Origin of the sequence: Pseudaestuariivita rosea (assembly GCF_017592335.1) — a bacterium.
In the GTDB taxonomy this organism is placed as follows: Bacteria; Pseudomonadota; Alphaproteobacteria; order Rhodobacterales; family Rhodobacteraceae; genus Parasulfitobacter; species Parasulfitobacter rosea.
In genome coordinates this window covers 1-21,181 of sequence record NZ_JACNMP010000018.1, presented here as the reverse complement: position 1 = coordinate 21,181, position 21,181 = coordinate 1, and the positions used below count along the sequence as shown (strand labels likewise).

General features: G+C 53.8%; 19 protein-coding genes and 1 tRNA gene. 9 read left to right on the top strand and 11 right to left on the bottom strand.

Going from position 1 to position 21,181, the window contains the following annotated elements:
- Nucleotides 1–85: 85 nt before the first annotated feature.
- Nucleotides 86–1,117 (bottom strand): uroporphyrinogen decarboxylase, encoded by a 1,032-nt coding sequence (gene hemE, locus H7848_RS12730; RefSeq protein ID WP_208352118.1) that lies wholly within the window; start codon nucleotides 1,115–1,117, stop codon nucleotides 86–88.
- A 98-nt stretch (nucleotides 1,118–1,215) separates the two neighbouring features.
- Here hemE and hemC point away from each other — a divergent pair, with 98 nt between their 5' ends.
- Together hemC and H7848_RS12720 are read left to right on the top strand one after the other, a co-directional pair.
- Nucleotides 1,216–2,166: a hydroxymethylbilane synthase gene (hemC, locus tag H7848_RS12725; RefSeq protein ID WP_208352115.1), complete on the top strand. Its 951-nt coding sequence runs from the start codon at nucleotides 1,216–1,218 to the stop codon at nucleotides 2,164–2,166.
- 53 nt (nucleotides 2,167–2,219) lie between these two features.
- A tRNA-Met gene (locus H7848_RS12720) sits at nucleotides 2,220–2,296 on the top strand.
- 110 nt (nucleotides 2,297–2,406) lie between these two features.
- Here the strand turns inward: H7848_RS12720 and H7848_RS12715 are convergent.
- The 4 genes from H7848_RS12715 to H7848_RS12700 are packed head-to-tail and all read right to left on the bottom strand — an operon-like array spanning nucleotide 2,407 to nucleotide 6,134.
- A complete protein-coding gene (locus tag H7848_RS12715) occupies nucleotides 2,407–3,186 on the bottom strand; it encodes a heme ABC transporter ATP-binding protein (protein WP_208352113.1) in 780 nt (259 codons plus the stop codon).
- Nucleotides 3,187–4,245 carry a FecCD family ABC transporter permease gene (locus H7848_RS12710; RefSeq protein ID WP_208352111.1) on the bottom strand — a complete coding sequence of 353 codons (1,059 nt, stop codon included), beginning with the start codon at nucleotides 4,243–4,245 and terminating at the stop codon, nucleotides 3,187–3,189.
- Nucleotides 4,246–5,088, bottom strand: a complete 843-nt coding sequence (locus tag H7848_RS12705) for a heme/hemin ABC transporter substrate-binding protein (RefSeq protein WP_208352108.1) — start codon at nucleotides 5,086–5,088, stop codon at nucleotides 4,246–4,248.
- Nucleotides 5,085–6,134, bottom strand: a complete 1,050-nt coding sequence (locus H7848_RS12700) for a hemin-degrading factor (RefSeq protein ID WP_208352105.1) — start codon at nucleotides 6,132–6,134, stop codon at nucleotides 5,085–5,087. Before H7848_RS12700 ends, H7848_RS12705 begins: the two co-directional genes overlap by 4 nt.
- Before the next feature lie 217 nt (nucleotides 6,135–6,351).
- On the opposite strand from H7848_RS12700, the gene H7848_RS12695 reads away from it, so the two are divergent.
- The 6 genes from H7848_RS12695 (at nucleotide 6,352) to H7848_RS12670 (ending at nucleotide 11,131) form a co-directional block, all read left to right on the top strand.
- Nucleotides 6,352–8,328, top strand: coding sequence for a TonB-dependent receptor domain-containing protein (locus tag H7848_RS12695; protein WP_208352103.1), 1,977 nt, complete (start codon nucleotides 6,352–6,354; stop codon nucleotides 8,326–8,328).
- A gap of 165 nt (nucleotides 8,329–8,493) precedes the next feature.
- On the top strand, nucleotides 8,494–8,916 hold the full coding sequence (locus tag H7848_RS12690) for a hypothetical protein (RefSeq protein WP_336512098.1): 423 nt from the start codon (nucleotides 8,494–8,496) through the stop codon (nucleotides 8,914–8,916).
- Nucleotides 8,913–9,572 carry a MotA/TolQ/ExbB proton channel family protein gene (locus H7848_RS12685; protein ID WP_208352101.1) on the top strand — a complete coding sequence of 220 codons (660 nt, stop codon included), beginning with the start codon at nucleotides 8,913–8,915 and terminating at the stop codon, nucleotides 9,570–9,572. Before H7848_RS12690 ends, H7848_RS12685 begins: the two co-directional genes overlap by 4 nt.
- Nucleotides 9,559–9,945 carry a biopolymer transporter ExbD gene (locus H7848_RS12680; protein WP_208352100.1) on the top strand — a complete coding sequence of 129 codons (387 nt, stop codon included), beginning with the start codon at nucleotides 9,559–9,561 and terminating at the stop codon, nucleotides 9,943–9,945. Before H7848_RS12685 ends, H7848_RS12680 begins: the two co-directional genes overlap by 14 nt.
- Complete coding sequence (locus H7848_RS12675) at nucleotides 9,945–10,331, top strand: ExbD/TolR family protein (RefSeq protein WP_208352098.1); 387 nt, start codon at nucleotides 9,945–9,947, stop codon at nucleotides 10,329–10,331. The genes H7848_RS12680 and H7848_RS12675 overlap by 1 nt, the downstream gene beginning before the upstream one ends.
- A complete protein-coding gene (locus H7848_RS12670; RefSeq protein WP_208352096.1) occupies nucleotides 10,328–11,131 on the top strand; it encodes an energy transducer TonB in 804 nt (267 codons plus the stop codon). Before H7848_RS12675 ends, H7848_RS12670 begins: the two co-directional genes overlap by 4 nt.
- On the opposite strand, the gene H7848_RS12665 is transcribed toward H7848_RS12670, so the two are convergent.
- The 6 genes from H7848_RS12665 to H7848_RS12640 form a co-directional block, all read right to left on the bottom strand.
- Complete coding sequence (locus H7848_RS12665; protein WP_208352092.1) at nucleotides 11,128–12,213, bottom strand: DUF1513 domain-containing protein; 1,086 nt, start codon at nucleotides 12,211–12,213, stop codon at nucleotides 11,128–11,130. The genes H7848_RS12670 and H7848_RS12665 overlap by 4 nt on opposite strands.
- 1 nt (nucleotide 12,214) lies before the next feature.
- On the bottom strand, nucleotides 12,215–13,216 hold the full coding sequence (locus tag H7848_RS12660; protein ID WP_208352090.1) for an imelysin family protein: 1,002 nt from the start codon (nucleotides 13,214–13,216) through the stop codon (nucleotides 12,215–12,217).
- 1 nt (nucleotide 13,217) lies between these two features.
- On the bottom strand, nucleotides 13,218–14,726 hold the full coding sequence (locus H7848_RS12655) for a di-heme oxidoreductase family protein (protein WP_208352087.1): 1,509 nt from the start codon (nucleotides 14,724–14,726) through the stop codon (nucleotides 13,218–13,220).
- A 48-nt stretch (nucleotides 14,727–14,774) separates the two neighbouring features.
- Nucleotides 14,775–15,989: an imelysin family protein gene (locus tag H7848_RS12650; RefSeq protein WP_419555510.1), complete on the bottom strand. Its 1,215-nt coding sequence runs from the start codon at nucleotides 15,987–15,989 to the stop codon at nucleotides 14,775–14,777.
- 299 nt (nucleotides 15,990–16,288) lie between these two features.
- Nucleotides 16,289–17,869 carry a PepSY-associated TM helix domain-containing protein gene (locus H7848_RS12645; protein ID WP_208352082.1) on the bottom strand — a complete coding sequence of 527 codons (1,581 nt, stop codon included), beginning with the start codon at nucleotides 17,867–17,869 and terminating at the stop codon, nucleotides 16,289–16,291.
- Nucleotides 17,866–18,192, bottom strand: coding sequence for a hypothetical protein (locus H7848_RS12640; RefSeq protein ID WP_208352080.1), 327 nt, complete (start codon nucleotides 18,190–18,192; stop codon nucleotides 17,866–17,868). The genes H7848_RS12645 and H7848_RS12640 overlap by 4 nt, the downstream gene beginning before the upstream one ends.
- 294 nt (nucleotides 18,193–18,486) lie before the next feature.
- Between H7848_RS12640 and H7848_RS12635 the strand changes: the two genes are divergently transcribed.
- Complete coding sequence (locus tag H7848_RS12635; RefSeq protein WP_208352077.1) at nucleotides 18,487–20,541, top strand: TonB-dependent receptor; 2,055 nt, start codon at nucleotides 18,487–18,489, stop codon at nucleotides 20,539–20,541.
- Nucleotides 20,542–21,181: the final 640 nt, after the last annotated feature.

Here is a 21,181-nt window from a genome sequence, read left to right as displayed (position 1 = left end):
ATGGCCCTTCAGACAGATTCTGTGTGGCGATCTTTTTACGAGCTTTTGGGCAAAATTATGCAAGCTATAAGAATGATTCCTGACATTAAGTTCGGATTGTATCGATCATCAACTGAACATTGTCAGGATCAGCATCCGGCGTGATCCCATGCCCAAGGTTGAAGATATGCGGACCTTTGGAAAAGGCTTTGACAATCGCGCGTGTCTCATCAATCAGAGCCTGACCACCGGTGACCATATGGGATGAGGCAAGGTTGCCCTGCACACACCCGTCGACCTGCACATGTTCCGCGGCCCATTCTGCTGCGACCGAGTTATCCAGCGCCACGCAATCCGCGCCGGTCCTTTTTGCGAAACCGATGTATTTATCGCCAGCTTCCCTTGGAAACGCGATGACAGGTACATCAGGGTGTTTTAATTTCAGTTCCGAGATTATCCGCCTGGCAGGTTCAACAGCGTATTTCTCAAACGCCTCGCCCTTTAGCGATCCAGCCCAGCTATCAAACAGCTTGACTGTTTCGGCACCAGCTTCGATCTGCATCGACAGATAACTTATCGTCGCCTTGGTCAAACGATCCATCAAGGCGTCAAAAAGTTCAGTATTTTCACGCATCAGGGCATGCGCGGGGGCCTGATCGGGCGTGCCGCGACCTGCAATCATATAGGTTGCAACCGTCCACGGCGCGCCTGCAAAGCCGATCAAGGCCGTTTCTTCCGGCAGCTCTTTTGTCAGAATACGCAAGGTTTCATAGACCGGTGCCAGATGATCGTGGATATCGTTGGCCGGTTTCAACGCATCAAAATCGGCTTGCGTGGTTATGGTCGACAACCTTGGTCCTTCACCCGTCACAAACCAAAGATCTGCCCCAAGCGCATCGGGTATCAGCAAAATGTCTGCGAACAGAATGGCTGCGTCAAAGTCGTACCTGCGAATGGGCTGCAACGTCACTTCGGCCGCAAGATCGGGCGTGTAACACAATGTCAGAAAATCGCCGGCCTTGGCGCGCGTCGCGCGGTATTCGGGAAGGTAACGCCCCGCCTGGCGCATCATCCAAACCGGGGGTACAGGCAGTGTTTCCCCCGCAAGTGCACGCAGCAATTTTTTGTTTTCCGACATTCTCCACCCTTTCTGATTTGATCTGTTGGTCAGGGTTATCAGCATAGATGTCAAGACATCTGGTTGTCAGGCGCGTATGACACCGCTAATGCTTTGGTATGGCACTTAAATTACCAGATCCCGGATCACCGGCCCGCATTGGCACACGGGGGTCACCCCTGGCGCTGGCGCAGGCGTATGAAACACGTGACAGATTGTGTGCGGCATTTGATTTGCCCGAAACCGCATTTGAAATCGTAGTCATCAAAACAACCGGTGACCGCGTTCTTGACCGCCCATTGAAAGAAATCGACGGCAAGGGTTTGTTTACAAAGGAAATCGAGGAAGATCTTTTATCGGGAAAGATCGATCTGGCCGTGCATTCAATGAAGGACATGCCCGTCGAACAACCGCCCGGCCTGCTTTTGAACACGTATCTGCCGCGCGAAGATGTGCGGGATGCGTTTGTCACGATGGGCCAGGCGCAGCTTGACGATCTTGAAGAAGGCGCGACCGTCGGCACGTCCAGCCTGCGCCGGAAAGCGCAATTGCTGAACAAGCGGCCCGATCTGAATGTCGTTGAATTTCGCGGCAATGTTCAAACGCGGATGACAAAGCTGAAAGATGGCGTGGCCCAGGCGACCTTTCTGGCGATGGCCGGTCTGAACCGCTTGGGAATGGATGATGTACCCCGCACAGCCATCGACCCCTCCGCGATGCTGCCAGCCGTCGCGCAAGGTGCCATTGGCATTGAACGCCGCGCCGATGACACCCGCATCGCCCAAATGTTAGAGGCCATCCATGATCTTGAAACAGGTCAAAGGCTGACCGCAGAACGCGCCTATCTGGCCGCCTTGGACGGGTCTTGCGAAACCCCAATTGCCGGGCTTGCGACGATTAAGGACGGTCAGGTGCATCTAATTGGCCAAATTCTGCGACCGGACGGATCTGAGAGCCATAGCGATCGGATGTCCGGCCCAATCGAGGACGGTGCAAAGATCGGTGCTGAACTGGCCCAGATACTGCTTGACCGTGCCGACACAGATTTTTTTGCCTGGCGTCACGGATAACAGATTCCTGCTTGACGCACCCTGACCACGACGATAGATGAAACTTCGTTTTCGGCGGAGTAGCTCAGGTGGTTAGAGCAGCGGAATCATAATCCGCGTGTCGGGGGTTCAAGTCCCTCCTCCGCTACCAAAATTTCTTGAAAACAGTTTGTTTGGACATCCTGATTGCCAACGAAATCAACGATAATCACGCAAACCGCGAAAAAATCCTGAACGAATGAAAAGCCACTGCATCAAAGCTTAAGCAGCATTGGTCCCGGGCAGTAAAAACCAGCGACCGTTGGCAGGTACAGAACGGGTGCGGATTGGGCAGCCGTAAGCGTTTGAAAGACGGTCATCGGTCAGTACGCTATCGACTGTCCCATCTGCTATGATTTGACCTGCATGGACCAACAGCACACGATCAGCAATGCCAGCAGTTAAATTCAGATCGTGCATCACGGCCAGAACTCCTCCGCCCTGATCGGCGAAATCACGGGCGATTTGCATCACTTCAAGCTGATGTCCGATATCAAGGCTGGAAACAGGCTCATCCATTAGCAGCCAGCGCGGTCGGCCATTCACGACGGGTTGCCAGACCTGACAAAGCACACGCGCCAATTGTACGCGTTGCTGTTCGCCCCCGGAAAGTTCCTGATAAAACCGATTGGCGTAACCTGACAGGCCAACCCGGGCCAACGCCGCCTGTGCGATGACATCTTGATGACCAGTGGTACTGGCCTGTGCGCCCAGTCGGACGATTTCAATGACCTGAAAGGGAAAAGCCAGCGTTGAGATTTGAGGTAAAACCGCGCGTTCCTCGGCGATTTGCCAAGGCTTTAGGACCGATAAATCCTGACCGTTCAGCGCCACGGTGCCATCGTATCGTGTATCGCCTGAAATCGCACGCAGCAGAGTCGTTTTGCCTGATCCGTTCGGGCCGACAATCGCTATGACCTGCCCTGATTGCAACGTGGCAGAGGCCGCTTTCAGCACTGTTTTGCGACCGTAGCGGACGCTGATATCCTCAAACGCAAGCATCTACAGATCCACTACGCCGCGGCTTCGTATAAGGATCCAGATAAAGACCGGTGCGCCTAGAATGGCTGTCACAATGCCAATGGGCAGCTCGGCGGGAGCGATCACCACACGGCTGATAACGTCAGCCAGTAACAGCAGACTGGCCCCCAGCAGCGCGGAATTCACGATCAGCATCCGATGATCCGGCCCCGTTGCAAGGCGTAACAAATGCGGAACAACAATACCGATAAAGCCGATCCCCCCTGATATCGCCACGGCAGCCCCGACACCTGCGGCGACGCTTAGAATTGCAATGGTCTTCGTGCGCTGCACCGCTATGCCGATGTGGTTTGCGGCCGCTTCGCCCAAGGCCAGGCCGTTCAAGCCGCGCCCCAGTGTCATCGACACTAGCAGTGCGCCCAGAATGATCGGGCCTGCGATCAGAACCTTTGCCCATGTGGCGCCTGCCAGCGATCCAAGCCCCCAGAACGTCACATCCCGTAACTGATCATCATCAGCGCTATAAATCATCAGGCCTGACAGGGCGCCACCCAATGCAGCCAGCGCTATGCCGGCAAGCAACATGGTTGCGACCGATGTCCGCCCTGCACGTGTCGCAACACGGTAAAGCAGCACCATCGACACCCAGGCACCGACAAAGGCAAAAACTGGCAGCATTGCAGTGCCCAGAAAAGCCAGCGGCAGCAATGGCCCCAGTACAATCGCGATGATTGCACCTAATGTTGCACCCGACGTAACACCGACGATACCGGGGTCGGCCAGCGGGTTGCGAAACAGGCCCTGCATAACGGCCCCTGAAACAGCAAGCGAAGCACCGACCACAATTCCCGTCACCAGCCGTGGCAGGCGTATGTCCCACAGCACCACACGTTCCATTAGATCAAGCTCTTGCCCCTGCGCCAGCTTGTCCAGGGCCGCCCAAAGCGACGTACCCGATGCACCGATGGCCAGACTGGCCACACTGCTGATCAGCAACAGACCGATCAGCCAGATGTGGGCAGCCCTTGCCGTCTGGCGTCTGTCACGCAAAGCGCTACTGTCAGTGGAAAGCGCGACCATCTATCCGTAAAGTGCTGTATTGAGCTGCTTGACAGCCTGACCGGTGCGCGGCCCGAACCCAAGCAACAACAGACCATTCATGCGGATCACCGACCTGTTCTGACCAGCGGGCGTTGTGGCAATCGCAGGCATGTTGAACAACACGTTATCTGGCGCGCCGTGATCTCCGCCACGGTCCATCATCAGGATGGTATCAGGGGCAGCGGCTGTGATCGCTTCGTCTGAGACTTGTTTATAGCCCGTGAACGACGATATTGCGTTTATCCCACCTGCCAGCGAAATCATGCCGTCCGCTGCTGTGTCAATGCCTGACGCTGTGATGCGCCCACCCTGAGTGCTGATGATGAAAAGAACGCGTTTTTGGTCACCATTGGTAATACCGTGAGTTGCCGCTGCAATTTCGCCATCCACTTTGCGGGCAAGTGTTGACGCCTTTTCAGGCACCTGCAATGCATCGCCCACAACACGGATTTTGTCTAAAACGCCCTGTCGCGAGTATGTATCAGGGGCAGTAATGAAGGGAATGTTCGATTGTTCCAGCAAATCAATCGTTTCAGGTGGGCCGGCGCCTTCTTCCGCGATGATCAGTTCAGGGCCAACGCTTAGCACACCTTCAGCAGCCAAAGCGCGGGCATATCCGACATCAGGCAGGTCAAGCGCTTGTGGCGGATAGGTCGATGTGGTGTCGCGCGCGATCAGCCGATGCCCCTGATCCAGCGCATAGATGATTTCCGTGACAGATCCGCCAATCGACAGGATGCGATTATACTGCGCGGCGTGACCCAAGCCCGATTGTGCAGCAAAGGCCAGCCCGATCAATCCGAAATCACGGCGCGTGATCATGCCGCGCCCTCGGAACTTTCCAGGCTGTCAACGATCGCGCGCCATTCCGGGCGACTGTCCATACCTTCTTTGCCGATACCGAAAATCTGGAAAATCAAGCCGCCTTCGTTATCAAAAGCCTCGACCGATAAGGCGGGGCCACGCTGTGTCGGTTTGTCGACGGCCCAGACTTCGGCCACATGATCCAGCCGCAGATGCAGATTGAAACCGGGGTCCATCACGTTTTGCCAAGGCCCCATGGGCGTCAGCGTCTTGATCGGTCCGGAATGTATCTGAATACAACCTTTGTTGCCTACAAAGATCATAACCGACGTGCCTTGATTCGCCAGTTTATGCAGCATGGCATCAACGGCAGACACCGCCAATGGCCGGACAAAGGGCGCACCCGCAATGCGATAGGCCCCAAGCCGGTTCATTTTCAGTTTTGACGTCAGACGCAGGAACTGATGCGTGTCCGTCATGCGTGTCCATTCCTTACGCAGTGTTTCGGCCTTATCAGGGTCGGCTTTCGCCGCCTCAACCGGGGCGCGGGGTTCGACCTGCAGATCGTCGCTCTGATCCGGCAGGGTGTGCTTGTCCATGGCGTTCTGCCAGGCAATCAGGTCGGACCCTTCGCGCAGATAAATCTTGTGCACTGCATCGCCCGCTGCATCAAAAACCTGCACACTGCGCTGCATACCGCTTTCGATTTCCTTTTCGACCATAAAGGCATGGCACCAGTGTTTCGGAAACATCCGTAGATCAATTTCTTCGGTCAGGATCATCGAGGCATGGGCGCCAGGGTGGTAATTGTCATACACGCCGGTCTTTTCATGCACACATGATGGATTACGGGTCAGTGCCATGACTTCACCCAACGTCTGTGCGATCTGCATGATCTGATTAATGTGTGCGCCAATCCGCGTTGCGCCATGCCCGACATGCGCTGCGATCAACTGCGCCTCGGAAATCGATAGCCTGTCGGCCACATCCCTTTCCCGCAGCTTTGCGTTGTCTTTACGGAATTGTCTTATTTCGTCTGGGCTTAACGCCACATCTACCGCCATTGCATCCCCCGGGTTTCACTCTGTTTGATGGGTGTGGCTTCGGCGTCCGTTGACGGCGTGGCTATTGGACAACAGGTCCAAATCTTAGTTGACAATTTTAGTCAAGATTAGATACGAGATCAATGGCCTAATCCAATTATTCACGAAAAAGACGCCAAGACCGCGCCAGCCCCGTGCAAGCCCCGGTTCAGCCAAGCTGACAAAACAGGGGAACGAAATGCACGTATATCTATACCGCACGGTGGGGTTTATTCTGGCAATGACCACAGCCGCAACAGCACAGGACCAGCAAGAGGATGGGTTTCTGGGCACCATTATCTTGGGCGAAAGCAAGCGTGATATCCAAACAGATACAGCTGTTCCAATCACAATCGTTGATGATCAGGAAATCAAAGACCGCCAGGCCGGTACTATTGCCGAACTGATCGATTCGGTTCCCGGTGTGACACTGGTGAATGGGGCGACTGCAGCAGGGTCCGGCATCAACATCCGCGGCTTCGGTGCCAATGATATGTTTGGGACCGATCAAAAAATTCTAATCCAGATCGACGGCGCCACCAAAGGCAGCGAGGAGCTTTATCGCATCGGCAGCCAGCTTTTTACCGACCCGCTGCTTTTTCGCGAAATTCAGGTCATCCGCGGGTCTGTCGGATCGCTTGAATTTGGCTCGGGCGTTGTCGGGGGTGTGCTGCGGATCGAAACCATTGATGCGGCAGATTTGACGGGCGGAGAGATCGGGTTTGCAGGCAATCAGTTGTTCGAATTCACGACAAATGGTGAGGGCATCACCAGTTCAACAACTCTAGCCTGGCAACCGACTGAAACGCTTGAGTTTCTGGCCAACTACACCCGCAGGACTTTGGATGTGCGCCAGGATGGTGACGGTAATGACATCAACCCGGATGCAGGTGATATCGATGATCCTTCGTGGTTGCTGAAAAGCCGCCTGACTTTTGGCCAAAATCTGGATCAGACATTGGCATTCAGCTATACTGAAACTCAGTCGGATCAGCGTGACATTCCATATGACAGTTTTGCCATTGCCGACTTTGGAAATGTTGACCGCTTTGTCGAAAATCAGACGGCTACGCTGCGCTATAACTATAATCCAGTTGGCAACGATCTGATCAATTTCGATATTGAATACGCCTATTCGGACGAAGAGATCACCAATGACGAAGTAGCTTTTGTGCCTTCGCCTTTTTTGCGGAACTTAGTTAACGCAGATCATCAGTATCAAACATCAACCTTGCGCTTCAAGAATACTGCGATGTTTCAGACCGGAACAGTTGAACATGAGCTGCGCAGCGGTATCGAATTTATCCGCCGCGAACGCGAAGATGCGTCAGCCGCGCCGGGCGGCACGGACAATCGGATTGCTGTCTATGCGGTCAATGATATGCAATTGCGCAATTGGACGATCACACCGGCGATCCGCTATGAAGACTCAAGGATCGAAAACGATACAACCGCTACCGACGAAGATTTTGAGAACTCAGGCCTTATGGGCGGACTATCGCTGCGCTATGCATTCGACAACGGCATCGCGGTCTTTACCAGCGCGGCTTATACCGAAAACCTTCCCATCATAGACGATCTGGGCAACAGCGACCTGATGGAGCAAAACGAGAAGGCGCGCACCTTTGAATTGGGTGCTTCCTACGACCGTCCAGGCGTTTTTGCGGAAAATGATGACCTGGCTATCAAAGCGACGCTCTATGACATCGATCTTTGGGATGCCACGTCTTATGGCAGTATGACAGCTGGCGAAGAAATCATCGAAGTAGAACGGCAGGGGCTTGAACTGGAAGCCGCCTACGCTTTGGAAACCGGGTTCTACATTGATCTGAATGCCAATATCTCGACCGGGGACGCATTGCGTGCAAACGGCGAAACATTGGATTGGCAACAAAATCCCGCCGACAGCCTGCGACTGACGGTTGGGCGTCGATTTGATGATGTTCTGGATCTAAGTTGGGAAGCTGTTGCCAACCGCAGATATGATGAAGGCGCTGAAAGATCGCCCGGCTATGCCGTTCACAACCTACGCGCCACATGGCAGCCGCAATTTATGCAAGGGGCCGAGGTGCGTGTGGGGTTGGAAAATGTCTTTGACCACTTCTATACGCCCCGCCTGGCCACCCGCCCCGCTGCAGGTCGTAATTTGAAGCTGACCCTTTCAAAGAGCTTTTAATCATGTGGCGTGCTGCATGTCGCTATTGCGATACATCAAAGGCGAGAGAATATCAGATTAAATGAACTAAAATAGTCAGGTATTGATTTCTCAGGTGCAGTATGATTTTCATAAGCCAGCTCCAGCCAAGTCCTTCCATAGCCAGCGAGCGGCGTTGCGAAGTTTGTGGAGACCTTGATGAAATTCGTTCAATCCGTGCTGTTTTCGGCATTTCTTATAACACCTGTTGTTGCAGATACGCCAGCATCAGAAGTCCTGTCGATTGAGCTGAACAAGCTGGCATCGCAGGACAACGCCTGCACTTTGTCCTTTGTAATCAGCAACGGGTCCAGCCAGCAGATTGATAAGGCGGTGTTTGAGACAGTGCTGTTTGACAGTAATGGCCAGGTACACCAACTGACGCTTTTTGATTTTGGGATCCTTCCTGCAGGCACCCCACGTGTCCGCCAATTCGTCGTGCCTGATGTAGGTTGTGGTGATCTTAGGCAGATTCTGTTCAACGGCATCCATTCATGTGAAGCAGCAAGCAGCACGTGTGCACCTTTGCTAAACGTTTCGTCCCGCACCGAGATCGAGGTGCTGGGATGAGTGGTTTTCTGGATCTTCTGAGGCAAATTCAGGAACTGGGTGGGCCGGTCGTTCTGCTTTTATTGGCGATTTCCATCGTTACACTGGCGGTTGTGCTTTACAAATTCTGGCAATTTAACGCAGCCGGTGTTGGGCGGCATAAGGCTTTGCAGAATGCAATTTCCGCGTGGGATCATGGGGATCGGGCGAGCGCCAGGGATCATCTGAATAAGTCCCGCAGCTATCTGGCCCCCGTCATCGAAATGAGCATCTCTGCGCAGGATATCAGCAAAACCCGGCTTGAAGCCGAAGCCGAAGTCCGTTTCGAAAAACTGGAACGCGGGTTTCGGTTTCTGGATTCAGTTGCACAACTGGCACCCCTTCTTGGGCTGTTCGGCACAGTCCTGGGGATGATTGAGGCATTTCAATCCTTGCAAGAAGCAGGCGCGCAAGTTGATCCCTCCTTGCTAGCCGGTGGCATCTGGGTTGCGCTTTTGACGACGGCTGTCGGGCTGGTCGTGGCAATGCCGACTGCCATGGCGCTAAGTTGGATGGAAGGGCGCATGGATGGCGAACGCGTTCTGGCAGGTCGTGCCATTGAGACAATTCGGTCACCCGGTGGCGCGACCACAGATCAGACATTTGTCACCGAAGGTGCGCTGAATGCTGCGACGTGAACGGCACAGACGGCGCCTGTCGATGACGTCTTTGATTGACATCATTTTTCTGTTGCTGCTGTTTTTCATGCTCAGCTCGACATTTTCACGGTTTTCCGAGGTTGAGCTGGCCTCGGCCGCGTCGGGTACGGGTCAGACAGAGGGTGACCGGCCGCTTTTCCTGCGTTTGGGGTCAGAAAACATCACGCTGAATGGTCAACCTGCCAACATAGGGCAACTGCCCGAATTGATCACTGCTTCTCAGTCATCCGGTTCATCTCAGACCGTTCTGGTCAGTTTGGCGGCACCGGTCAGTTCGCAGCAACTGATTGATGTCATGGTCGTTCTGCGCGCCATTCCGGGCATCTCAGTTGCGGTTCTGGAGACGGGCTGATGCGACGCCACAGAGCCAGACGTAAAGCTGAACCCACGATAGCACTGATCAATATTGTTTTTCTGATGCTGGTTTTCTTTATGGCCGCGGGTACATTGTCAAAGCCCTTGGACGGGGATGTGCAACTGGTCAGCACCGATAATCTGGACGGTGCGCCACCACCGGATACTCTGGTCATACATCGCGACGGTCGTCTGTCGTATGATGGCCAAGATCAGGCCTCGGTTCAGATTTTTCTGTCTAATCATCTATCCCATGATCAAAGCGTCCTGCGGATTTTGCCCGACCGTGAATTGCCTGCACAAGACCTTGTCCGCATCACACAGGTCTTGCAAGCTGCCGGGTTTACACGTGTTCTCGCTGTGACGGAAAGGGGGTTGCAATGATTTGGTCATCGGTGCGCGTAAAAATTGCGGTGTTCGTTGTCGCAATAGGGCTTCACGCGGGTTTTGCAGCGACATTTATCTCGGATTTTGAAATTCACATGGAAAGCCGAGCCGGGATCAGTGAAACAAGATCTGGCACAAGTTTCGCAAATTTCACACAGGGCATTCAGACATCTGAGGAAACCGAGGCTTTAGAAACATCAATGCAACCACCGCCCGAACCTCTGCCCATTGTCGCAGCCGAACCGATTGCCGTCGAAGCACCTCAGCTTGCGACAACACCAACGGCAATACCTCTGGCGATAGCGGCTTTGCCCCCGGAAGCGATTTTACAGGCCGAACCAGAGGCGCAACCTGTCACCCAGTCGCCCCGCCCGGTTCAAAGACCATCCCCCGAACAGCAAAAAGCAGAGGCCCCACCACGCAGTGGCAACAGTCAGCAAAACAGCACTGCAGGCAGCCCGGATGGGCAACGCACCCAGACCGAGGCCCGTCAATCCGGCGCAAATACAGGGCGCAGCAGTCAGGCCGGAAATGCCGCGGCAACGAATTATCCGGGCGAAGTGATGCGCCAGATCGCGCGTGTACCTCGTCCCCAGGTCGGTGCGCGGGGTGAAGCGACGGTGCGTTTCAGCATTGCATCCAATGGCCGACTGCAAAGTGTCTCCATCGCGCGCAGTTCAGGGTCGGCCAGACTGGATCGGGCGGCCTTGCAAGTCATTCAGCGCGCAGCGCCGTTCCCCCCGCCACCGGTCGGTGCGCGGCGCAGTTTCTCGCTTAAGATCGAGGGGGCAAGCTAGGATCGATTGATCGGGACCAGATGGTTGTCCCATTGATAATCATGCCGTGTCGGCGGGGGGGTTAAGCCCGTTTGTATTGTAAAAGCATGCCCCGTCCCTGCAGTGAACATGAAACCCTTGCCCTGTGCTGCAACCCCACAAACATCGGGTTCACGGATCGTTTGACAACAGCGACCATGAGCATCCGTAATGACCGCCATATTGCCCCGCGGCGCGGTCACCGCAATCTGCCGTCCATCGCCGGAAAATGCGATACTGCCCGCATACCCGCGCATATTTCGCTGAACATCGTTACTCATTTCATGAAACATCAAACTGCCCCCACGCCGATGCGTCGCCAAAAGCGCGGGCCTATCTGTCAGATCACCTTGCCATTGGGTGGCGATGGCGACCAAGCCGTCATCGCGCACTGCCAGATGCCGGATTGAGTTCTTATGTATCTCAGGTGGCGGTTCATGCTGTTCGACGATCTCTCCGTCCAAGGTCAGATACGTCAGATTTGGGCGCATGGTCGATATGTTCAGCTTGGCGCGTCCGTTATCCGGATGAGTTTCAATCCCACCATTCGCAATAACAATCGTCTGACGATCCGGCATCAGATGCAGATCATGCGGCCCAATGCCGCCAGATGAAAAGGCGTCAACGCGCCTGATCCGATCGCTCCGCAGCGACCAGACACCAATCTTGCCTTGAGCGTTTTCAAAGTCATTCTCGCCCGTAAAGAACAACTTGCCATCCGCCGAAAACAACCCATGACCGCTGAAATGGTGTCCCGGCGGAGCTTGTATTTCGGCCAAAACCATGCCGGACCGGCAGTCAATCAAAACTGCAAATGTGCCAGGCCTGCGCGCAAAAGCGACCACCAAGGGCCGCATAGGATGTGCTGCCGCCGCATGGCCTCGACCGGGTAGTGGAATGTTGAATGTGATGTTACCTGTTTGCGCCAGTCCCAACATCGAATAGCCATCAGAGGGATGTCTTGCTGCAGATACATAAGCAGGATCGCCTACATCGGCCCATGTCGCCTGGGAGAATGACCCAATAGCCAGAAGCCCCACCAGAAACGAACGTCTGTCAGGCATCTTAGTCGCCATCCAGTGAATTGAAGCCCGCCGCCACACCCAGTTTGGGACCAAGCTGTGTTGCGACCAGGGCGCGGATGTCATCGATTGATTGCTTTAGTGCCTCGACCTCAAACCGCCCCTGTGGTGTGCTGACACCGGCAAAAACCGGGTCGTTCAGATCATTGGCCAACTGCAACGATCTGGCAAAGGCTGCATCAAGCGTAGCATCCCCATCTGACAAAAGCCGGGCCAAGTCGCGGGTGGCCCGCAAAGATAGAACAACATGCCTGAGTGACCGACCCGAGCGCCTGACCTCAGCCCGGTTGGGGCGGGGCCGATCGAATGTGCCCATAGGACGCCCAAGGCGCATGTCTGAGGTGAACTCCAGCCCTGTCGACAGGCTGGTGAAAAACTGCTGCGCGGCCTCAAGATCAGACCTGTATGTTTCATTTTGACCTGCCTGACGCATCAGATCTGCATAGCCGGTTCGCCAGTCTGATAGAATAGCGGCGGCGTTTCTTTCGATGTCCAAGGCGATTGCCTGTACAAGTAGGCAGCGATAATCGGCCGTTGTTTGATCTGCAAAAGCCGGATCATACAACAAAAACTCCAATGCATAGAATCCGCGCGCCGCAACCGAAGCCGTGGCAAAAACATCGGGCGTTTCCAGCACATTGTCTTCTGCTGCGATCATTGCAGACAGCGTTCGTGGCGTGACACCGCGTGTGTCGGGCCAGAAGGCCAGCGCGAAGGCGCGATTACTCTGTTCAGAAGGACCAAAGCGCAGATGACTGACACTGACCCAGGCATCGAACGCGTCGTGATAGGCTGTGCGCAAGGTGTCATTGTCCAGGCTGCAGTCAAGGTTTGCCGCAGCGGTTAGATCCTGTGCTAAGGACACGAGGCGTTCATATCCCGGCAGGACATGCGTATCGACGATCTGATCAATATCCGGCGTTTCCGCAGCGGATGAAAAGGTGCACAGAACCCAGGTGCATGCCGTCAAAATCAACTGACGCATATCAAAGGCTTTCCAGAAAGCGGATCAAAGCGGCGCGGTCTTCGGGCGGCATTTCAACCACCGCATCCCGTTGCGCCTGAGCTTCGCCGCCGTGCCATAATATCGCCTCTAGCAGGGATCGGGCGCGTCCATCATGCAAAAAATAAGTGTGTCCCGAAACCTGTTCGGTCAACCCGATTCCCCACAACGGCGGCGTGCGCCATTCCTGCCCGTTGGCGCGCGCCTCGGGCCGGTTATCGGCCAGTCCCGGCCCCATGTCGTGCAACAACAGATCGGTATAGGGCCAGATCAACTGAAAACTTTGTTCCGGTTGATCGACCAGACGATGGGTGACAAAAGATGGTGTATGGCATGCGATACAGCCAGTGTCATAAAATACCTTTTTGCCGCGCAAGACTTCAGGGGCATCCACATCCCGGCGGGCGGGCACAGCCAGATTCTGGCTGTAGAACGTCACAAGCTCCAACCCCTCTGCATCAATTTCAAAGCCGCGCTCATCGCTATCGCCATGGGGTGCGGCGCGGCAGTTTTCCTGCGCCGGGGTGCATTCGCCATATCCGCCGGGGAAAAGTGGACTGGAGATACCAATGTCACCGGCGAAAGCCGCCGCACTTTGTTCGCGCACTGTGGGTTTACCCGCCTTTAGCCCAAAGCGGCCCAGCATCGGCTGATCATATTCGGCAGACCACACAATATTCGGCCGCCCTGAAATGCCGTCACCATCGGCATCATCAGGATCTGCATTCGCCAGAATATCTGCTGCCGGGATGGCCTCAAGCAGACCAAGACCGATCATCTGCGGTGCGACACGAGGGCTAAGCATCGCCTTGGGGTGCAAGGGCCCATAACCCAGATTGGCGGCGGTATAAGTGGGTTTACGCAGATAGGCGATTTCGCCACCTGACAGGGGAACCTCAATCTCTTCATATTCGATCTGAAGGCTATATTCGGCCGGATGACCCGCAACACCGAAGTCTTGAAGCTGAGTGCCGTATGTCGGGTCTGCTAGCATTGCTATATACCCCTCAATCTGCTCAGCCAATGAGTCATTCTCAGCCGGAATAGAAATACGCAGGAACATGGAAATCGACGTATCATCTGGGCCTTCGGGCGGGTGGCCGCGGCCATCTTTGATATGGCACCGCTGACAGGATCTTGCGTTGAAAAGCGGGCCCAGACCATCCGAGGCAAGGGTTGATGATGGCGACGATACCCAGATTTTCTTGAACAGGCCGTTCCCGACCTTAAAATTCAGTTCGTCCTCAAAACTCATGTTACCCGATGGCTGCGAAAACGCGTCGGCATTGCGGCGCGCGCGTACGGTGGCGGCGCCAGCAGACATTTCTTCGTACTGCTGGGCTGCATTAAATGACGTGGCCGGAGTTGTGACACGCGCAATACGCTCAACTTCTTCGACCGTCCGTGGGACGATTGTCAGATGCGGATCACTCAACACGTCTGCCGCGACCGGAAGCGTGAAAAGCATCAGGATAAAGGCTGGGACTTTCATAGTATCGGCCTGGCTATGGGCGCGGCGGTGAAGCCGCGCCATTTGAGTTTATTGAAAGACAGCGTCGGGGTTATCCAGACTGTCTGACCCTTCAAATTCGATCTGATCCAGGTCCAATGCGGCCACAACCCGTTCAATCGAACGGGTTTGGTCGATCAGGCCATTCACACCACCCATGATCAATGCCTCACCGGCTTCGTTACCACGTTCCAGCATTTGGTCGTAGGCGAAACCGGCTTCGGCTGCTGTTTTGATCCGACCCAGGGCCATCATGGTAGCAGATAACTTTTCTTGCATTTCAGCGTCAAGTTCGGGATCAGTGGCAACGACCAGGTCAGAAACCGACGGCCCAGAGACGATCGTACCATCGATACGAACATATTCCCCCAGATAAACGTTCTGAATGCCCAAACCATCATAATAATGGCTGTTATGAGTGTTGTCGGAAAAACAGTCGTGCTCTTCCTCGGGGTCGTTCAACATAAGACCCAGGCGCATACGTTCACCCGCCTGTTCACCGTAGGACAGCGACCCCATTCCGGTCAGAATAGCGATGATACCGGCATTTTCATCTGCCAGAAGTGTTGTGCGCGCCTCGCCCTCAGCGGCCCATTGCGCGGTGATCCATTCCAGGTCCGAAATCAAAAGATCCGTCGCAGCCTGCAGGTACTGGGCACGACGATCACAGTTGCCGTTGGTACAGGCATCGTCTGTCGCAAAATCAGTCCACGGGCGATTGCCGGCCCCGGGTCCATGACCATTCAGATCCTGCCCCCACAGCAGAAATTCGATGGCGTGATAGCCGGTGGCGACATTTGCTTCAATTCCATCAGCTTCGTGTAGTGTTTCGGACAAAAGCGCAGGTGTAATCGTGGTGGCATCAATCTGCTGACCGGATAATACGAAGCTTGGATTGGCCACAACATTCAGAACAGCAAAATCGTTTTCATCCGATGGCCCACCGTAGGATGCATCGACATAATCGATCAACCCTTCATCAAGCGGCCAAGCGTTTACCTTCCCTTCCCAGTCATCAACGATTGGATTGCCAAAGCGATAAACCTCGGACTGTTGATAAGGCACCCGCGCAGCGACCCAGGCATCCTTGGCATTTTGCAGCGCTTCAGCCGACGGCGCCGCGACCAATGCATCAACAGCGGTCTTCAGACGTTCAGCCAGTATCAGGCTATCATTGTACTTGGCCTGTGCGATATCAGCATAGGTGTTCAGAACAGCCGTCTTGCCGCCCTGTTCATCAGCCATTGCCCCCGACCCAAGGCCCAGCAAAACAGCCAAAGAGCACTTAGCGCATGAAATCCATTTCATCGTTCACTATCCTTTATTCAGTGCAGTGTTTTTGTTTTCTGTATTTCGACAATGCTATCGATGTCGCCCATGCGAATGATGCGTGCTGATTTGTTGGATTGAACAGCATATTTGATCATACTACGGCCCCGACAAAGACGTCACTTCTGTTTGCTGGCCCAAATGCTCAGGTTGGCTGTCAAAATTATTCTGAGTTATTTTGTCAGATAAGTCAATCAAACGCCATTTCCGACAGTTCAAGCCTGGCTTTTCTGATGACTTTGCAACCGAGTGGCGTAACTGCGTTGTGCAGATACGGCGAATACTATGCCCATAAGAATGCAAAATGTATCGATCAACAAAACATCATGCCCCCGCCACAGCACGGCTTCACCCCAAGACAAACCACCTGTTTGCAACCGGAAGAAAGGCAGCACCAGCAATCCGATGCCCAGAGACCCGCAGTAATAGCGTGATATGATTTGGTTGGACAGCTTGCGTGTCAGAAAGCCAATCAATATGATCAATACGCAGATCACGACGAACGCTCTGGGCGTCCAATATATCGGGTCATCGGCAAGATAAGTCAGTAGAAATACATATGCTGTACCAACAATAGCAAGCGGTAGTCCCCAGGCCACAGTAGTCAGAACCCTATCGCCAGCGCGCCAGATTGGATCATCCTGCCTGCGTCGCAACCACAATTGCATGCCGCTGATAATTGTATATGTCATCGCAGCACCCAAAGCGGCCCAGACCAGCCGAGACGTCAGGCCAGCGAAATTTCCGAAATGCAGTGGCGTCATTAACTCAGCCAAGGTAGATCCTGCTGAATGATCCGTGCCCACAAGACGGACCTCTCGAAGGAATTCACCTGTCGATGCTGAATACTCAAAAGTCTTACCACGCAAGGCACTACTGACCGCCGAGTGCGCTGTTTCAACAATCGCATCAGCGCGACCGTAATGATGAATGGTCAAGCCACCAATCGGCATATTGGCCCGGCCCTGGGCATCGGAAATGATTTGCTGCAGGTCTGCCATCCGCGCCGGTGTCGGGTCCACGATTGCATGGGATCCCATCACCGTTTCAAGCGCCTTGTCCTGATCGCCCCCAAAGGCAACCAGTGCAACAACAGGCAAACCCAGAGATACCGCAAAACTTAGAAATGCACCGGTGAACGATAAAAGTATCGCAAAAGGCAATGACCAAACGCCAGCAAGCGTATGCCTGTCGCGGAACGAGACAATTCGTTTGCCGGGGCGCTCGGTTGTGAACAGATCACGCACGATGTGCTTGTGTATCAAAACACCTGTCACGGCAGCGATCAGCATAATGACACCCAGAATACCGGTCATATAGAGCCCTAACCGGCCCGGAACGTGCAGGCGCACATGAAGATCAACCAGAAAATTCGACAAGGCGTATTCAGGGCGATCTGCAATTATATCCGCAAAAAAGCCAACCTTGGCCTGATGGAGCGTGCCAGATCTTGGGTCAATCAGAAAACTATGGCCGAACAAGCCACTTTCGCCGCTTTCCAAAACACGATTGGCACCGAAGAAGACGGAAAGGTTGCCACCGCGGCCCTCTCGGACGATCACATCGTCTTCCAGATCGTCGGGAACTTGTTCTGCAAGCCGTCGAATATGTACGTCGACCGGCCCGTCCAAGGCATTGACCAAACCTGTACGCCCTTCCGACCAGCGCGTGATTTCATTGTCGAAAACAACAATCGTCCCGGTCAACATGACAACATACAGCAAGACCGCCAGAACTGTTGCGGACCATCCGTGCAATGCCACCAATCGCTTAGTCGAGGCTGCTGAGGCGTTCATGTGAATCCTCCGATGACAATCATAAGAATGAACAGAACTGTAAGGCCACCGTAGACACCACCGATCCGATTCAAACGGTGCGACACGACCGGGAAAATGACGAAACCGGCCCATAAGACTGGAAAAAAAACAACCGGTAAAACAAGATGGTTTATGCCACCGCGGCCCGCCGGTAGAACAAAAGGCAAGCTTGCCATCGCCAATATGGATAAAATCAGTGCGACGGGGCCCGCAAATATCCAGCGCCATAGTTTCGGACGCTTCTGCAGCCAAGTCTCAAACGATCTGCTTTTTATTTCTGCTTGGCGTACCAAATCCAGCATGGATATCCTTCAAGATACGAAGATATGCTGGCAAGACGCAGTTGCGCGGGCTGGCAGGATGTCGAACTCTCTGCCGTCAACCAACAGCAAGTGAGCGGCATAATCAAGTCTTTTAGTCAGGTATTGATTTATCAGAATTTTTATGATTGCTGATCTACAGGAAGCTCCAGCAATGCCAGTTCCCAAATACTGTCGCAGCCAGGGTCAAAAAGGCGAAGGCTAAGACAAGGGACCCAATCTGTGTTCAAAAGGCTTCTTATGTGCGGCGTATCGGGGTTCGCACTTTCTTCGAGCATGTTACACGGTCAGGATGAAGGTGATTTTGATCTGGGAACAATTGTTTTGCGCGGCGAGTTGCAAGAGCGCACATTGCAGGACAGCCCAACATCTGCAGCGGTTGAAACCGGCGATGCGATCGAAGATCGCGGCGACACCGATTTGATTGATGTGATCGAGCGCACCCCTGGGGTTACGTCCAGCTTCGGCGAAAAGGGCTTTGCAATTCGAGGTGTGGATCAGCGCGCAAGCGGTGGTTCTGCGTCAAGCCTGGTGGTTTCAACACAGGTTGACGGTGTCGCACTGCCCACAAATCAGGCCACGTTCTATGGCCCCTTTTCTGCCTGGGATATTGATCAGGTCGAGGTGTTGCGTGGCCCGCAATCCACACAACAGGGTCGCAACGCCTTGGCCGGTGCCATCATCATACGGTCGAATGATCCGACCTATTTGCAGGAATTCAAAGTGCTGGGTGAGGTTGGATCACGTGACCATCGCCGCTTTGCTTTAATGGCTAATACGCCACTTGTTGAGGATACGCTGGCGTTTCGCTTCACGGCCGAAACACTTAGAAATGAAGGTTATGTCTATAATCCGGTTCGGGATGAAAACGCTGATGAGCGTGAAACAGAAACATACCGCGCCAAGCTGCTTTGGACACCCTCGACTGATGTCGAGACAATCCTGTCCTACAGCTATTCTGAAAACTTTGGCGGTGAGGATCTGATTGATTTTGCATCTTATCCTGAAGACCGTTTTATCCGTCACGACACGCCATCGCGGGAAGGGTCCGAACACCGCAATCTTGGCCTGCGGGTCAATTGGACATTGTCCGATATCTGGCGCTTGGAAACCGAAACCAACCTGTATCAGCAGGATTATATTCGCCAGGAAGACGGTGATTTCACGCCCGAACCGCTTGGTACATTCGACCGCATAGCCGAAAGCGAAGTCTTTGAGCAGGACATTCGTTTCAGATTTAACACTGATGATATCAGTGGTGTCGTGGGATTATTTTATACAGAAATCGAAGATTCCCAGCCCTCTGATTTCACTATCGATACAGGTTTTGCATTGGGTGGACCGCCGAACGGCGTATTTGTTACGCGCTCGACCGAGTTTCCAACAGAAACAAGAAATGTTGCGATTTATGGTGAGGCAGATATTCGAGCGGATCGTTTGCTTGACGGTTTATCCTTCACCATAGGCGCCCGTTATGATCGCGAGACGTTCAAGTTTTCACAGAGAACAGATTACTCAATACCGTTGGGCCCGCCATTTGAACCGTCAAGCGGTTTTGGCGAAACGACCTATGAGGCCTTCCTGCCGAAACTTGGCGCAACCTATGAATTTACCGAAGCCCAATCCCTTAGCTTCACCTTCCAACGAGGCTATCGCGCGGGCGGAACGGGCGTAAACATTGCCGGGGATTTATTCGAATTCGATCCCGAATACACCACAAACTATGAACTCGCATATCGCGGCAGCTTTTACGACGAACGACTGCGCCTATCAGCCAACCTGTATTACACGGATTGGACAGATCAGCAGGTCAGTGAGCAGATCGATGTGGCACCAACCGGTCAGGGCATCTTCCGAACTATAAACGCAGGCGAGTCCGAGCTTTGGGGCGGTGAATTAAGCGTTCAAGGCGAAGCCAGCGAAAACCTTGAGCTGTTCGCATCTGTCGGCTACTCAAGCACCGAATACAACGAATTTATCAGCAATAACGTCGATCTGTCTGGTAAAAGTTTCCCCAATGCACCGGAAGTCACTGCAGCACTTGGCGGAAAATATCGTTGGGACAACGGCGTCTCACTCGGCGTCGACGCTTCATATACAGATGGCGGATTTTTCGACCCTGAAAACACAGCGCGTTTGAAAAGCGACGACCGCTGGCTGCTGAATGCACATCTTACCTATGAACGTGACGACTGGGTTTTGGGCATATACGGACGTAACCTGTTGGACGAAGATTATGTCACCCAGAAATCCGAAAATGGCGACAATGGCTTCCTGATCCGTACAGGCGAACCTCAGACCTTTGGCGTCTACGTAACAAGAGCGTTTTGAGCGGCAATGCTGTATCTTGGTATCCTTGTCAGCTTGACGGCCATTCTATGGCTGGCATGGCATGACCCCAAACGCCGACGAACATCGGGATTAAATGAAATCAATCCAACAGTGCCTCGCTATATTGGATGGATAGTTTTTCTGTCACCTGGATTTCTACTTGCTGCAGCGGGACAGACCGCCCCCTTTGTCATCTGGTTTGCGGCAGTCGTCACACTAGGTTGGCTTCTGGTTGCCATATCACCCATGATACATCTGAATGTGACGAGGCAATTGGTTGCGCTAATCCTTAATATCTCAAGAAAATTCTAGGTAATCCGTCCAAGCAAAGGATGGACTTTGATACGCAGATTTTCAGACGAACAGATTATTGGGATGATCAAGGAATACGAAGCTGGTATGAAACCCGGGGCGATTCAAGACATATATCGACAACAAAAGCGAATTTTACGCATTTGAAGGTGACCGATGCACCTTGACCCAGGCTGAGGTCGAAGCCATGTACTAGAGCAAGATGAGATCAGGTTGAAGCGTATCCTGAGTTGACAAGGTAATTCGCACATTCCTGCGGGGTGAAGCGGTCGAGCAGCTTACCGATCCTGCGCCATGTTGCCTCTATCGTGCGTTCGGCGGCGTCTCG

What these genes read in the sequence shown, in the direction of transcription:
- H7848_RS12660 (WP_208352090.1), bottom strand. Translation starts at nt 13,216, where the DNA reads ATGCGTCAGTTGATTTTGACGGCATGCACCTGGGTTCTGTGCACCTTT.
- H7848_RS12675 (WP_208352098.1), top strand. Translation starts at nt 9,945, where the DNA reads ATGCGACGCCACAGAGCCAGACGTAAAGCTGAACCCACGATAGCACTG.
- H7848_RS12685 (WP_208352101.1), top strand. Translation starts at nt 8,913, where the DNA reads ATGAGTGGTTTTCTGGATCTTCTGAGGCAAATTCAGGAACTGGGTGGG.
- H7848_RS12635 (WP_208352077.1), top strand. Translation starts at nt 18,487, where the DNA reads ATGTTACACGGTCAGGATGAAGGTGATTTTGATCTGGGAACAATTGTT.
- H7848_RS12695 (WP_208352103.1), top strand. Translation starts at nt 6,352, where the DNA reads ATGCACGTATATCTATACCGCACGGTGGGGTTTATTCTGGCAATGACC.
- H7848_RS12700 (WP_208352105.1), bottom strand. Translation starts at nt 6,134, where the DNA reads ATGGCGGTAGATGTGGCGTTAAGCCCAGACGAAATAAGACAATTCCGT.
- H7848_RS12705 (WP_208352108.1), bottom strand. Translation starts at nt 5,088, where the DNA reads ATGATCACGCGCCGTGATTTCGGATTGATCGGGCTGGCCTTTGCTGCA.
- H7848_RS12655 (WP_208352087.1), bottom strand. Translation starts at nt 14,726, where the DNA reads ATGAAAGTCCCAGCCTTTATCCTGATGCTTTTCACGCTTCCGGTCGCG.
- H7848_RS12640 (WP_208352080.1), bottom strand. Translation starts at nt 18,192, where the DNA reads ATGCTGGATTTGGTACGCCAAGCAGAAATAAAAAGCAGATCGTTTGAG.
- H7848_RS12680 (WP_208352100.1), top strand. Translation starts at nt 9,559, where the DNA reads ATGCTGCGACGTGAACGGCACAGACGGCGCCTGTCGATGACGTCTTTG.
- H7848_RS12715 (WP_208352113.1), bottom strand. Translation starts at nt 3,186, where the DNA reads ATGCTTGCGTTTGAGGATATCAGCGTCCGCTACGGTCGCAAAACAGTG.
- H7848_RS12645 (WP_208352082.1), bottom strand. Translation starts at nt 17,869, where the DNA reads ATGAACGCCTCAGCAGCCTCGACTAAGCGATTGGTGGCATTGCACGGA.
- H7848_RS12670 (WP_208352096.1), top strand. Translation starts at nt 10,328, where the DNA reads ATGATTTGGTCATCGGTGCGCGTAAAAATTGCGGTGTTCGTTGTCGCA.
- H7848_RS12650 (WP_419555510.1), bottom strand. Translation starts at nt 15,989, where the DNA reads ATGGCTGATGAACAGGGCGGCAAGACGGCTGTTCTGAACACCTATGCT.
- H7848_RS12665 (WP_208352092.1), bottom strand. Translation starts at nt 12,213, where the DNA reads ATGCCTGACAGACGTTCGTTTCTGGTGGGGCTTCTGGCTATTGGGTCA.
- hemE (WP_208352118.1), bottom strand. Translation starts at nt 1,117, where the DNA reads ATGTCGGAAAACAAAAAATTGCTGCGTGCACTTGCGGGGGAAACACTG.
- H7848_RS12710 (WP_208352111.1), bottom strand. Translation starts at nt 4,245, where the DNA reads ATGGTCGCGCTTTCCACTGACAGTAGCGCTTTGCGTGACAGACGCCAG.
- hemC (WP_208352115.1), top strand. Translation starts at nt 1,216, where the DNA reads ATGGCACTTAAATTACCAGATCCCGGATCACCGGCCCGCATTGGCACA.